The sequence below is a fragment of the Streptomyces sp. NPDC006335 genome, assembly GCF_040612795.1.
Classification (GTDB): Bacteria; Actinomycetota; Actinomycetes; order Streptomycetales; family Streptomycetaceae; genus Streptomyces.
The window spans coordinates 1-12,230 of the sequence record NZ_JBEXQX010000001.1; the positions used below are offsets into that span (position 1 = coordinate 1).

Annotated in this window: 14 protein-coding genes; 7 read left to right on the plus strand and 7 right to left on the minus strand. The window is 69.8% G+C overall.

The window, feature by feature from the left end; genetic code table 11:
* Positions 1 to 559: 559 nt before the first annotated feature.
* Positions 560 to 1,201 carry a DNA-3-methyladenine glycosylase gene (locus tag ABZ098_RS00005; RefSeq protein WP_356585571.1) on the minus strand — a complete coding sequence of 214 codons (642 nt, stop codon included), beginning with the start codon at positions 1,199 to 1,201 and terminating at the stop codon, positions 560 to 562.
* Positions 1,202 to 1,342: 141 nt separating this feature from the next.
* On the opposite strand from ABZ098_RS00005, the gene ABZ098_RS00010 reads away from it, so the two are divergent.
* From ABZ098_RS00010 to ABZ098_RS00020, 3 genes are all read left to right on the plus strand, one after another.
* On the plus strand, positions 1,343 to 2,125 hold the full coding sequence (locus ABZ098_RS00010; RefSeq protein WP_356585573.1) for a sporulation protein: 783 nt from the start codon (positions 1,343 to 1,345) through the stop codon (positions 2,123 to 2,125).
* A 43-nt stretch (positions 2,126 to 2,168) separates the two neighbouring features.
* Positions 2,169 to 2,708: a YbhB/YbcL family Raf kinase inhibitor-like protein gene (locus ABZ098_RS00015; RefSeq protein WP_356585575.1), complete on the plus strand. Its 540-nt coding sequence runs from the start codon at positions 2,169 to 2,171 to the stop codon at positions 2,706 to 2,708.
* A 151-nt stretch (positions 2,709 to 2,859) separates the two neighbouring features.
* A complete protein-coding gene (locus ABZ098_RS00020) occupies positions 2,860 to 3,366 on the plus strand; it encodes an HNH endonuclease (RefSeq protein ID WP_007381071.1) in 507 nt (168 codons plus the stop codon).
* Positions 3,367 to 3,471: 105 nt separating this feature from the next.
* Here ABZ098_RS00020 and ABZ098_RS00025 read toward each other — a convergent pair whose 3' ends face one another.
* From ABZ098_RS00025 to ABZ098_RS00035, 3 genes are all read right to left on the minus strand, one after another.
* A complete protein-coding gene (locus tag ABZ098_RS00025; protein WP_031060384.1) occupies positions 3,472 to 4,410 on the minus strand; it encodes an SPFH domain-containing protein in 939 nt (312 codons plus the stop codon).
* Positions 4,411 to 4,540: 130 nt separating this feature from the next.
* Complete coding sequence (locus tag ABZ098_RS00030) at positions 4,541 to 4,972, minus strand: NfeD family protein (RefSeq protein WP_356585578.1); 432 nt, start codon at positions 4,970 to 4,972, stop codon at positions 4,541 to 4,543.
* Positions 4,973 to 5,066: 94 nt separating this feature from the next.
* The gene (locus ABZ098_RS00035) at positions 5,067 to 5,864 is read right to left on the minus strand and encodes an ABC transporter ATP-binding protein (protein WP_356585580.1); all 798 of its coding nucleotides are present in this window, start codon (positions 5,862 to 5,864) and stop codon (positions 5,067 to 5,069) included.
* Positions 5,865 to 6,004: 140 nt separating this feature from the next.
* Between ABZ098_RS00035 and ABZ098_RS00040 the strand changes: the two genes are divergently transcribed.
* Complete coding sequence (locus ABZ098_RS00040; RefSeq protein WP_356585582.1) at positions 6,005 to 6,793, plus strand: hypothetical protein; 789 nt, start codon at positions 6,005 to 6,007, stop codon at positions 6,791 to 6,793.
* 183 nt (positions 6,794 to 6,976) lie between these two features.
* Here the strand turns inward: ABZ098_RS00040 and chpE are convergent, their stop codons facing one another.
* The 3 genes from chpE to ABZ098_RS00055 all read right to left on the minus strand — a co-directional run bounded on the left by chpE (position 6,977) and on the right by ABZ098_RS00055 (position 9,158).
* Positions 6,977 to 7,222, minus strand: a complete 246-nt coding sequence (chpE, locus tag ABZ098_RS00045) for a chaplin ChpE (RefSeq protein WP_020121316.1) — start codon at positions 7,220 to 7,222, stop codon at positions 6,977 to 6,979.
* Positions 7,223 to 7,378: 156 nt separating this feature from the next.
* A complete protein-coding gene (locus ABZ098_RS00050) occupies positions 7,379 to 8,020 on the minus strand; it encodes a response regulator transcription factor (protein ID WP_356585584.1) in 642 nt (213 codons plus the stop codon).
* A complete protein-coding gene (locus ABZ098_RS00055) occupies positions 8,013 to 9,158 on the minus strand; it encodes a GAF domain-containing sensor histidine kinase (protein ID WP_356585586.1) in 1,146 nt (381 codons plus the stop codon). Before ABZ098_RS00055 ends, ABZ098_RS00050 begins: the two co-directional genes overlap by 8 nt.
* Before the next feature lie 186 nt (positions 9,159 to 9,344).
* Here ABZ098_RS00055 and ABZ098_RS00060 point away from each other — a divergent pair, with 186 nt between their 5' ends.
* The 3 genes from ABZ098_RS00060 (at position 9,345) to ABZ098_RS00070 (ending at position 12,165) form a co-directional block, all read left to right on the plus strand.
* The gene (locus ABZ098_RS00060) at positions 9,345 to 10,040 is read left to right on the plus strand and encodes an SDR family NAD(P)-dependent oxidoreductase (RefSeq protein WP_356585588.1); all 696 of its coding nucleotides are present in this window, start codon (positions 9,345 to 9,347) and stop codon (positions 10,038 to 10,040) included.
* Positions 10,037 to 11,113: an S-adenosylmethionine:tRNA ribosyltransferase-isomerase gene (locus tag ABZ098_RS00065; RefSeq protein ID WP_356585590.1), complete on the plus strand. Its 1,077-nt coding sequence runs from the start codon at positions 10,037 to 10,039 to the stop codon at positions 11,111 to 11,113. The genes ABZ098_RS00060 and ABZ098_RS00065 overlap by 4 nt, the downstream gene beginning before the upstream one ends.
* A 299-nt stretch (positions 11,114 to 11,412) precedes the next feature.
* Positions 11,413 to 12,165 (plus strand): transglycosylase SLT domain-containing protein, encoded by a 753-nt coding sequence (locus ABZ098_RS00070; protein ID WP_356585592.1) that lies wholly within the window; start codon positions 11,413 to 11,415, stop codon positions 12,163 to 12,165.
* Positions 12,166 to 12,230 lie beyond the last annotated feature (65 nt).

Genomic DNA, 12,230 nt, shown 5'->3' on the forward strand with positions numbered 1-12,230 from the left:
GCGTTCGTCCTGAGCCAGGATCAAACTCTCCGTGAATGTTTACCCGTGATCGGGTGCACACATCACGAGAGCGGAACCACCACCGGAATAAGGCGGTGATCCTCAGCGTCCTCGCTGTGTTTTTTCAAAGGAACCTCGCCCCGAGCCGTGATGGCCGGGAACGGGGTATCAACATATCTGGCGTTGATTTTTGGCACGCTGTTGAGTTCTCAAGGAACGGACGCTTCCTTTGTACTCACCCTCTCGGGCTTTCCTCCGGGCTTTTCCCTTCGGTCTTGCGTTTCCGACTCTATCAGATCCTTTCGGGCCTGATTCCCTCAGATCCTTTCGGAACTGATTCCCTGTCGGCGGGGGCGCCTTTCGACATTCACTACGTTAGCCGATTCCCTCCGCAACTCATAATCGAGTTCCGCGAGTTCGAATTCAGGCATGCAGGCACGCCGAAATCGCCCCCGCTGAGGGGATGTCGTAGGTAGTGGTTTGGCCGCTCTCGGCTGCTGGCGATCGCCGTAACCGGGTCAAGCGGCTCGGGCCACGTTACGCATCTTCCAAGAGCGAGTCAACTTGAGCGCCGCCTCGGGACGTGGGCCCGATAGGGGCTCACTGTCGGGTCGTTGGCGACCCAGAACCGCCAGGGGTGCACGCCACCTTCGCCGGCCACCCCGGTCCGTGGACCGTTGAGTACCTGGTCGGAGGGGACCGGGGTGCCGGTGAGCACCCTCAAGGGGGTCTCGCCCAGATCGCACGCGTCCGTGCCGTCCAGGGCCCGGTCCACGCCCAGGGCTGTGGCCAGGCGGGCCGGCCCTTTGGCCAGTTCTTTGTCATTTCGGGCCGAGAGCCGACGTTTGCGTGCCAGCTCGGCGCCTTCGAGGATCTCTCCGGCGCGGAGCAGGACGGCGCTCGCGCGGCCTTCCGGTCCGCACACCAGGTTCATGCAGAACCACATGCCGTAGGTGAAGTAGACGTACACGTGCCCGGGCGGACCGAACATCACGTCGTTGCGGGCCGTGCGGCCGCGATAGGCGTGGGAGCCCGGGTCGTTCGGGCCGTCGTACGCCTCGACCTCCGTGAGGCGGACCGCGATCGGGCCGTCCGGGGTCGTGCGGACGAGGGTGCGGCCGAGGAGGTCGGGGGCGACCTCCAGTACGGGGCGGTCGAAGAACTCTCGTGGCAGTGGCGTACGGTCCGGGGGCGTGATCATGGCAAACGAGCGTAGTCCAGACGGGTGTGTGCCAAGGGGTGGTCAAGGGTCCGTCCGCTTGCCAGGGTGATGGCGCGGAACCGACCACGGCCGGATCGCGTTTGTAGGGATCAGGAATCCGCGCGTTCTAAGAGGAGAGACATGGCGTTCAAGAAGCTGCTCGCGAGCCTGGGGGCCGGCGGGGCTTCGGTGGAGACGGTGCTGACCGAGGTCAACGTCGTTCCGGGTGGTGTCGTCCAGGGCGAGGTGCGGATCCAGGGCGGGTCCGTCGACCAGGAGATCGAGGGACTGTCCGTCGGGCTCCAGGCCAAGGTCGAGGTCGAGAGCGGCGACCAGGAGTACAAGCAGGACATCGAGTTCACGAAGAGCTCGCTCGGCGGTGCCTTCACGCTTCAGGCGAACGCGGTGCACGCCGTGCCGTTCGGTCTGGAGATCCCCTGGGAGACGCCGATCACGATGATCGACGGCCAGGCGCTGCGCGGGATGAACGTCGGTGTGACGACCGAGCTGGCGATCGCGCGTGCGGTGGACTCCGGTGACCTCGATCCCGTCAACGTGCACCCGCTGCCGGCACAGAAGGCGATCCTGGACGCCTTCATGCAGCTCGGCTTCCGCTTCAAGAACGCGGACCTGGAGCGCGGTCACATCCGTGGGACGCGGCAGCGGTTGCCGTTCTACCAGGAGATCGAGTTCTTCCCGCCGCAGCAGTACCGCGGGCTCAACCAGGTCGAGTTGAGCTTCGTCGCGGACGGCAACGCGATGGACGTCATCCTGGAGATGGACAAGAAGCCGGGGCTGTTCAGCGAGGGCAGCGACACCTTCCGGTCCTTCCAGGTGGGTCTGCACGACTACCAGGGCACCGACTGGGCCGCCTATCTCAACCAGTGGCTGTCCGAGGTCGGCAGCAAGCGCAACTGGTTCTAGGCTCGGAACTGCTGATTCCGGTAATCGATCAGGAGGTACCGAGGTGACCGAGCTCAAGCGGCGGCCGCTCCCCCATGACTTCCATCCGCCCGTGCCGTCGTTCACGGTGACGAGTGAGGATGTCGCCGAGGGTGCGACGCTCAAGGACGCTCAGGTCTACGCGGCCGGCAACACCTCTCCGCAGCTGCGCTGGGAGGGCTTCCCGCCGGAGACCAAGAGCTTCGCCGTGACCTGCTACGACCCCGACGCGCCTACGGGCAGCGGGTTCTGGCACTGGGTCGTGTTCGACATCCCGGCCTCGGTGACCGAGCTGCCGGTCGGGGCGGGCAGCGGCAAGTTCGAGGGACTGCCGAAGGGGGCCGTACAGGCGCGGAACGACTACGGGTCCAAGGACTTCGGTGGGGCCGCTCCGCCGGCCGGGGACGGGCTGCACCGGTACGTCTTCACCGTGTACGCCGTGGACCAGGAGAAGCTCGGGCCCGACTCCGATGCCTCTCCCGCCTTCGTGGGCTTCAACCTGCGGTTCCACACGATCGCGCGCGCCCAGTTGATCGGTGAGTACGAGGTGCCCGCCGAAGACTGACGTTCATGGAGCGTTTGCCCGCCTCTGGTCTTGGAATTGATCAGAGGCGGGCACTTTTTATTGCGTTGTCCATCTCGGCGTGCCCGGCCAGAGTTGATCCAAGCCCAAGCCCGCCAGGGGGTGGGACGGTGCACATGGGAGGTGGGCTGACATGCGGGACACGCTGGTACTGAACGCGAGCTTCGAGCCGCTGTCGACGGTGACGTTGAACCGAGCCGTCGTTCTGGTGCTGCAGGACAAGGCCGTCGTCGAGCAGTCCCACCCCGAACTGCGCATGCGCGGAGCCGCGGTCGACATACCGGCGCCCCGGGTGATCAGGCTGTGCAGGTACGTACGGGTGCCCTTCCGAAGACAAGCCCCGTGGTCCCGGCGGGGTGTTCTGGTGCGTGACCGGCACAGGTGCGCGTACTGCGGGCGGCGGGCGACGACCGTGGACCACGTGGTGCCGCGGTCGCAGGGTGGTCAGGACACCTGGCTGAACACGGTGGCGTCCTGCGCGGAGGACAACCACCGCAAGGCGAACCGGACTCCGGCGGAGGCGGGGATGCCGTTGCTGCGGGAGCCGTTCGAGCCGACTCCGGCGGACGCGATGCTGCTGTCCCTGGGCCACGAGGACTTCTCCGCGCTGCCTGATTGGCTGGCTGGAGAGGCCGCCTAGTCGTCCGGCGGGATGTGTGAGGTGCGGCCGCGGGTTTCGTCGTGGCTTGTCGCGCAGTTCCCCGCGCCCCTCGGTGGGTGCGGGGAACCTTGTTTTTCGGGGCTGTCAGTCGATCTTCGGGGTCTCCCGGCGCTCCGAGCCGCCGTTGCCTCCGCCTGAACCGCCGCCGAAGTTGCCGAAGTTGCCCATGGCTCCGGAGAGGCCCTTGAGGGCGTCGCCGATCTCGCTGGGGACGATCCAGAGCTTGTTGGCGTCGCCCTCGGCGATCTTCGGGAGCATCTGGAGGTACTGGTAGGAGAGGAGCTTCTGGTCCGGGTCTCCGGCGTGGATCGCCTCGAAGACCGTGCGGACCGCCTGGGCCTCGCCTTCCGCGCGCAGGGCGGCGGCCTTGGCCTCACCCTCGGCGCGCAGGATCTGGGACTGCTTCTCGCCCTCGGCGGTGAGGATGGCGGCCTGGCGCGTACCTTCGGCGGTGAGGATCGCGGCGCGCTTGTCACGGTCGGCGCGCATCTGCTTCTCCATCGAGTCCTGGATGGAGGTCGGCGGCTCGATCGCCTTCAGCTCGACGCGGTTGACGCGGATGCCCCACTTGCCGGTGGCCTCGTCGAGGACGCCGCGCAGGGCCGCGTTGATCTCCTCGCGGGAGGTCAGGGTCCGCTCCAGGTCCATGCCGCCGATGATGTTGCGGAGCGTGGTGACGGTGAGCTGCTCGATCGCCTGGATGTAGCTGGCGACCTCGTAGGTCGCGGCGCGGGCGTCGGTCACCTGGTAGTAGATGACGGTGTCGATGTTCACGACCAGGTTGTCCTGGGTGATCACCGGCTGGGGAGGGAAGGGCACGACCTGTTCACGCAGGTCGATGCGGTTGCGGATGGTGTCGATGAACGGGACGACGATGTTCAGTCCCGCGTTGAGTGTCCGCGTGTAGCGGCCGAAGCGCTCCACAATGGCCGCACTGGCCTGTGGGATGACCTGGATCGTCTTGATCAGGGCGATAAAAACCAACACCACCAGAATGATCAAGACGATGATGACCGGTTCCATCGTGCTCCCCGTGCCCTTCTCCGCCTCGGCGTTTTCGGAAGATCTTATGGTTGTTGAAGATCTTGCTGGTCGAGTCTGACAGACCGTCGCGTGACTCGTGGTGCGTTCGGTTCAGTTGCATCCTGCGAGGTCACATGATGATCGCCGTGGCTCCCTCGATGTCGACGACGTCCACTTCCTGGCCTACTTCGTAGGCACGGCCGGTGTCGAGGGAGCGGGCCGACCAGACCTCTCCGGCGAGCTTGATCCGGCCGCCCGCGCTGTCGACACGCTCCAGGACGACGGCCTGCTTGCCCTTCAACGCGTCGACGCCGGTGACGAGTTGGGGCCGCTGGGAGCGGTGCCGGGTCGCGATGGGGCGTACGACGGCGATGAGGGCCACCGAGACGACGGCGAAGACGAGTACCTGGACGACGACGTCACCGCCGAGTCCGGCCGCCACCGCGGCGGCGACGGCACCCGCGGCGAGCATGCCGAACTCCGGCATCGCGGTCACCACGAGCGGGATTCCGAGCGCTGCCGCGCCGACGAGCCACCACACCCATGCGTCGATGTCGTTCACATGGTCATGGTAGGTCCGGGGGTACCGCCGCGGACAGGGCGCGATGGGGCGGGGACCGGCTTATTGTCCTTGTCTTTGCGGGGACTTCACGTGATCACGACAGGGGCAGGCCCAGCGCGGTCCAGCGTTCGCCGACTTGCTCGACGACGAGGGGGAGGCCGAAGCACATGGAGAGGTTGCGGGAGGTGAGTTCGAGCTCCAGGGGGCCTGCGGCGAGCACCTTGCCCTGGCGGATCATGAGGACGTGGGTGAAGCCGGGGGCGATCTCCTCGACGTGGTGGGTGACCATGAGCATCGAGGGGGCGATCGGGTCGCGGGCGAGCCGGCCGAGGCGGCGGACCAGGTCCTCGCGGCCGCCGAGGTCGAGGCCGGCGGCGGGCTCGTCGAGGAGGAGCAGCTCGGGGTCGGTCATCAGGGCGCGGGCGATGAGGGTGCGCTTGCGCTCGCCCTCGGAGAGGGTGCCGAACTTGCGGTCCAGGTAGTCGCTCATGCCGAGGCGGTCGAGGAAGGCGCGGGCGCGCTGTTCGTCGATGTCCTCGTACTCCTCCTGCCAGCCGGCGGTCATGCCGTACGCCGCCGTCAGCACGGTCTCCAGGACGGTCTGGCGCTTGGGGAGCTTGTCGGCCATGGCGATGCCGGCCATGCCGATGCGCGGGCGCAGTTCGAAGACGTCGGTGCCGGGCTTGCCGAGGGTCTCGCCGAGGATGGTGGCGGTGCCCTTGCTGGGGTAGAGGTAGCTGGAGGCGAGGTTCAGGAGCGTGGTCTTGCCGGCGCCGTTGGGGCCGAGGATGACCCAGCGCTCGCCCTCCTTGACCGACCAGGAGACCTGGTCCACCAGAGCCCGGTCCTCACGGACCACGGATACGTCCTGAAGCTCCAGAACATCGCTCATGAGCGCGTTGTCTCCCCTTGCAGTGTGACCGGTGTCGGCGTCTCGGCTGGCGCGTGCGCGCTTGTGGGCGCAGCCCTCGAAGAAATCTACGCCACCGGTCGGCCGGTCCGGTCCAGCGGTCCGGTCCTTAGGCTGGGGGCATGCTCACGGAACCGCGCTCTGGACGCCTTGCCGCTTGGGGAAACGGCCTTTTGGCCGGACTTGTCCCACCCGACGACGCCGTGCCGGCGATCGTCGGGGACGATGCCGTGCACCGGGTGGAGGGGCTGCCGGGCGAGACGGCGCCCGTCGGTCTCACGCTGGCGCTGGGGCGGCTGCGGTCGCTCGGTGTGAGGGGACTGCGGGTCGCGCTGCCCGCGCCAGGGCACCCGCTGGGGCTGAGCGGTCCGCCGGAGTTCAACGCGCGGGCGTTGGAGGCGGAGGAGGCGGTGGTCTGCCACGGCGCCGCTCTGGGCCTGGTGCCGGAGGTGTACGAGGCCGGGCCCGCGGGTGATGTGCATGTCGAGGTGGTGTGGCATGTGCTGCCGGTGCGGGAGGCCCCACCGGCGGACGTCCCCTCGCTGGGCGAGGCCGAGCGGGAGCTCGCGGAGGCTCTGCGGGAGGCGACGGAGGTGTTGTCGCGGCTGGACGTGGCCGCGTCGGGGCCGGTGGCGGAGGCGGCGCTAGGGGCGTACCGGGCTCGGGCCGAGCGGGGGCGGGAGGTGCTGGCGCCGGGGTATCCGCCTCGGGCGGTGCGGGTGCTGGAACTTGCCCAGCGGGTGGGGCTGTTGGTGTCGCTGGCCTACGAGAACGGGCACGGGGGTGCGGTGAGCTCGGCCGAGATGCGGGCCCGGGGGGAGGCCTTGCGGCCGGTGGAGCGGACGGGGCGGCGGGCGCAGGTGGCTGCCTACAACGCGTACGTGGAGGAGCTGGAGCGCGGGGTGCGGTGACCGGCGTGTGGCTGGGCGGCCGTGGGTGCGCGGCCCGGCGCGGCTCTTCAACGGGGCGGGGGCCTACCCGAGTCGGCGCCCGGCGATCTCACGGTTCGGATCGTCGGCACCGCAAACGGACCGGCCTCCCGGGTGCGTGACGCACCCGGGAGGCCGAAGTCACTGCCCGCTCGGCGCGGGAGGTCAGTGGTTGAGACCGAGGTTGCCGAAGGCGGGGTTCAGCACGCCGATGACGTTCACGCTGTTGCCGACCGCGTTGACGGGGACGTGCACCGGGGCCTGGACGAGGTTGCCCGAGACGACGCCGGGCGAGCCCACGGCCTTGCCGTCGGCGTGCGAGCCGTCGGTGGCGGAGGCCATACCGGCGCCGGCGGCGATCAGTCCGCCGGCCACCATCGTCACGGCCGCTGCCTTCTTCAGGTTCTTCACTTCTAAGCCCTCCTAGCGATTGCCGCGGCAGTCGCCGCAGCACGCACTGGAGAACGGCGGAGGCTCACGAAGGATGCGCCATTCGGGGGACATTCCCACGACGGTATGAATCTCACTCCGGAGCGGAACCCTCCGTATTGCCGTGCTGCGATGGGGTCAACCGGCCACTCCGTGACGAACCGCCCACAGTGCCGCCTGTGTCCGGTCCGCCAGGTCGAGTTTCATCAGGATGTTCGAGACATGGGTCTTGACGGTCTTCTCGGAGAGGACCAGCGCGCGGGCGATCTCCCGGTTCGAGCGGCCGTCCGCGATCAGCCCGAGCACCTCGCGCTCCCGCTCGGTGAGGGAACCGCCCCTGCCCTGGCCGGAGTTGTTCTCCTCCTGGGACAACAGAACGCCCGCGACCTCGGGCTGGAGCAGGATGTGCCCGGCGTGGACGGAGCGGATGGCGCCGGCGAGGGCGTCGGGGTCGACGTCCTTGTAGACGTAACCGGCGGCGCCCGCGCGCAGGGCCGGGACCACCGTGCGCTGTTCGGTGAAGCTGGTGACGATCAGCACGCGCGCGGGGTTGTTCAGTTCGCGGAGCTTGCGCAGGGCGTCGATGCCGTCCATGCCCGGCATCTTGACGTCCATGAGGACGATGTCGGGCTTCAGTTCCTCCGCGCGCGCGACGCCCTCGGCTCCGTCGGCGGCCTCGCCCACGACCTCTATGTCGTCCTGCACTTCGAGGAAGGTGCGCAGCCCCCGGCGGACGACCTGGTGGTCGTCGACGAGCAGGACCTTGATCGCGTCAGCCACCGGGGACCTCCATCTGGATCGTGGTGCCCTTGCCGGGCGCCGATTCCACGGTCAGCGTGCCGCCGACCCCGTTGGTGCGGTCCCGCATGGAGACCAGGCCGAGGTGACGGCCCGCTCGGCGGACCGCCTTGGGTTCGAAGCCGCTGCCGTCGTCGGTGACGCGCAGGACGGCTCCGCTGCCGCGCCGGTCCAGGGTCACGTCGACATGGGCGGCTCCCGAGTGCCGCAGCGCGTTGTGCAGGGCCTCCTGGGCGACGCGGAGCATGGCCTCCTCCTGGGCGGCCGGCAGGGCGCGGAAGTTGTGGGCGGCGAAGGTCACGCGCGCGGTGTGGGCGCGGTCCAGGACCTGGATCTGGGTGCGCAGGGTGGCGGTCAGGCCGTCCTCGTCCAGGGCGGCGGGGCGCAACTCGACGACCGCGGCGCGTAGTTCGTCGGCGGCCTCGGCGGCGAGCACGGCCACCTGGTGCAGCTCGCCCTTGGCCCGGGACGGGTCGCGGTCGACGAGGGCGGCGGCGGCCTGGGCGGTCAGGCGCAGGGAGAAGAGCTTCTGACTGACCGCGTCGTGCAGTTCGTGGGCCAGCCGGGAGCGCTCCTCGGCGATCGTCAGCTCGCGGCTGCGTTCGTAGAGGCGGGCGTTGGTGAGGGCGATCGCGGCGTGCTGGGCGAGGATCGAGAGGAGTTCCTCGTCCTCCTCGGTGAAGCCGCAACCGCCTTCCGGTTTCGGGCAGTTCTTGTTGGCGAGGAACAGGGCGCCGATGACCTCGTCGCCGTCGCGGATCGGTAGGCCCAGGAAGTCCACCATGTCGGGGTGGGCGGACGGCCAGCCCTCGAAGCGGGGGTCCTTGCGGACGTCGGCGAGGCGCTCGGGCGTGGCCTCGTGGAGCATCGCGGCGAGGATGCCGTGCTGGCGCGGGAGCGGGCCGATGGCCTTCCACTGCTCGTCGCTGACACCGTCGACCACGAACTGGGCGAATCCTCCGTGGTCGTCGGGGACGCCGAGGGCGGCGTACTGCGCGTCGAGCAGCTCGCGGGCCGAGGCGACGATCGTCTTGAGGACGTCGCGCACCTCCAGGTGCCTGCTCATGGCCAGCAGCGCGGAACTCACCGCGGCGAGGCCGGACCGGGGGCCTTGACTCATGCCCTCAGAGTACGGGCGGGGTGTGACAGCGCGGATCGGACCTGTGACGGCCCCCGGCTAGGGCGGGCGACCTAGGGCGAAGGGCCGCACCGCTCTGCGGCCCGCGTCCGAGGCGGCCGGGAGGGCCGCGTTCCTAGGTTGGGAGCACGCCGATCAGGAGGCGTGGAAGACGAGGGGACGTGTGTCATGCCGGTAGCGATCATCACGGGGGCCTCGAAGGGACTGGGGCGGGCGCTGGCCGAGGCGCTGGCCGCGCGGGGCTGGGACCTGGTGCTCGACGCGAGGACGGCGGAGGTCCTGAAGGAGACGGCGGCCGCGCTGGCCGGGCACGGGAGACGGGTGACGGCCCTGCCCGGGGACGTCACGGATCCGGCGCACCGCTCCGAGCTGGTGGCGGCGGCCTGGAAGCTCGGCGGTGTCGATCTGCTGGTGCACAACGCGAGCGCGCTCGGCGCCGAGCCGCTGACACGTCTCGAGGGGCTGCCTCTGGACGGGCTGCGCCGCGCGCTGGAGGTGAACGTCGTGGCCGCGCTGGGCCTGGTCCAGGAGGCGCTGCCGTTGCTGCGGGCGGCGGAGGCCGGCGCGGTGATCGCGGTCAGTTCGGACGCCGCCGCCGAGGCGTACGAGACGTGGGGCGGTTACGGGGCGTCCAAGGCGGCCCTGGACCACCTAGCGGCGGTGCTGGGCGAGGAGGAGCCGGGGCTGCGGGTGTGGGCCGTGGATCCCGGGGACATGGCGACCGACCTGTACGCGGCGGCCGTACCGGACGACGAGGAGCCGCGGCCGGAGCCGGCGAGTGTGGTGCCGGCGTTTCTGCGGTTGCTGGACGAGCGGCCGGCGAGCGGGCGGTACGGGGCTCCGGCGCTGCTGGAGGGGCGATGACGCTGGCGGTGCGCGTACCGGAGGAGCTGTCGGCTCGGGTGCCGGCCGAGCAGCGCGGGCCCGGGCTCGACCGGGACGCCGTACGGCTGCTGGTGTCGCGGGGGACCGAGGTGTCGCACCACTCCTTCGGTGAGCTTCCGCGGTTGCTGCGGGCCGGGGACCTGCTCGTCGTGAACACCTCCCCCACGCTGGCCGCGGCCGTCGACGGCCGGATCGGGCACGCGCGTGTGGTGGTGCACTTCTCCACGCGCGGGGACGACGGCCGGTGGGCGGTAGAGCTGCGGGATCCCGACGGGAAGGGCACCACGCGTGCGCGTGCGGGCGGGCCCGCGGGGACACAGGTGCGGCTGCCCGGGGGCGGGCGGCTGGTCCTGGAGGAGGCGGTGAGTGAGCGTCTGTGGTGGGCGCGGGTGTACGGCGGGGAGGTGATCGGGCTGCTGCGGGAGCACGGGCGGCCCATCCGGTACTCCTACACGGAGCGGGACCAGCCGTTGTCCGTCTACCAGACGGTGTTCGCGCTGCCGTCGCCCGACGGGTCGGGCAGTGCGGAGATGCCCAGTGCCGCGCGGCCCTTCACCGCGCGGCTGGTGGCGGAGCTGGTGAGCCGGGGTGTGCAGTTCGCGCCGGTCACGCTGCACACGGGGGTGGCGTCGGCGGAGGTGCACGAGCCGCCGTATCCCGAGCGGTTCTCGGTGCCGGAGGCCTCCGCGCGGCTGATCAACGCGGTGCGGGCCGGGGACGGCAGGGTCGTCGCCGTCGGGACGACCGCCGTACGGGCCCTGGAGTCGGCCGCGGGAGCCGACGGGGTCGTACGCGCGCGTGAGGGCTGGACGGATCTCGTCGTGACCCCCGAGCGCGGGGTACGGGTGGTGGACGGGCTGCTGACCGGGCTGCACGAGCCGGAGGCCTCGCATCTGCTGATGCTGGAGGCGGTGGCGGGGCGGGCGGCGATCGACCGCGGTTACGAGGAGGCCCTGCGTCGGCGGTACCTGTGGCACGAGTTCGGGGACGTGCATCTCCTCCTCCCCGGAGAGGGTGCTCACGCAGAGCATTGCGTCGGCAACTTCCGGTGAGACCGCTGTGCGGGCGATGTGAGCCCGCACATAGGGCGCACATCACGTACGAAGCGAAATAGGAGACAAAGGGTTCCCGCATGAACGGGGCAGACGTTGCAGTCTGTCCCGTTTTGCCCTCCCCCGGTCCACTACCCGGGGTCGTACGTCACACCTTTGCCCGGGTGTTTTGCGCCAGCTAAGAATGGCCAACGTCGCTCAGCGCCGCGGGTTCCGCCCGCGGCGTTTGTGCCGGAAGCACCCGTGTCCCCCGCCGGACAGCGAGCGACCTCCGCGCTATTCGAAGAGGTCATTCCCGCATGCCCAAGAACCCTTTCACCCGTGGTCACAGTCGCACGCTGAGCAAGCGTCACAAGATCGCCGTCGCCGGAGTCGCCACGCTCGGCGCTGCCGCCGTCGCCTTCAGCGCGGTTCCGGGCAACGCGGAGACCACGACGTCCGAGGCGGCCACCTACTCGGCCCCCGTGAAGTACCGCTCCGAGCAGCTCGAGGGCCTGCGGGCGGACGTCCGCGAGCAGCTCGCCGCCAAGGCCCTGCAGAGCAAGGCCGCCGAGGCGAAGGCGCAGGCCGAGGCGAAGGCCAAGGCCGCGGCCGCCGCCAAGAAGAAGGCCGCCGCCGCTGCCGCCGCTGCCGCCGCCAAGAAGAAGGCCGCGCAGGCGCGCAAGGCCAAGGAGGCCGCGAGCCGGGCCGCCCACCGCGCCAAGCTGAGGGCCGCCGCGCCCAAGACCTACGCGAACAACCTGGACGGCTGGATCAAGGAGTCCCTGGCCATCATGAAGGCCAAGGGCATCCCGGGCTCCTACGACGGCATCAAGCGGAACATCCTGCGGGAGTCCTCGGGTAACCCGAAGGCCATCAACAACTGGGACATCAACGCCATCAACGGCATCCCGTCCAAGGGCCTGCTCCAGGTGATCCCGCCGACGTTCGCCGCCTACCACGTCCCCGGCACGTCCTGGAACATCTACGACCCGGTCGCCAACATCACCGCCGCCTGCAACTACGCGGCCGACCGGTACGGCTCGATGGACAACGTGAACAGCGCGTACTGAGGTCGCGCGGACCTCTCGCAGCGCAGAAGGGCGGCACCCTGCCGGGGTGCCGCCCTTCGCCGTCG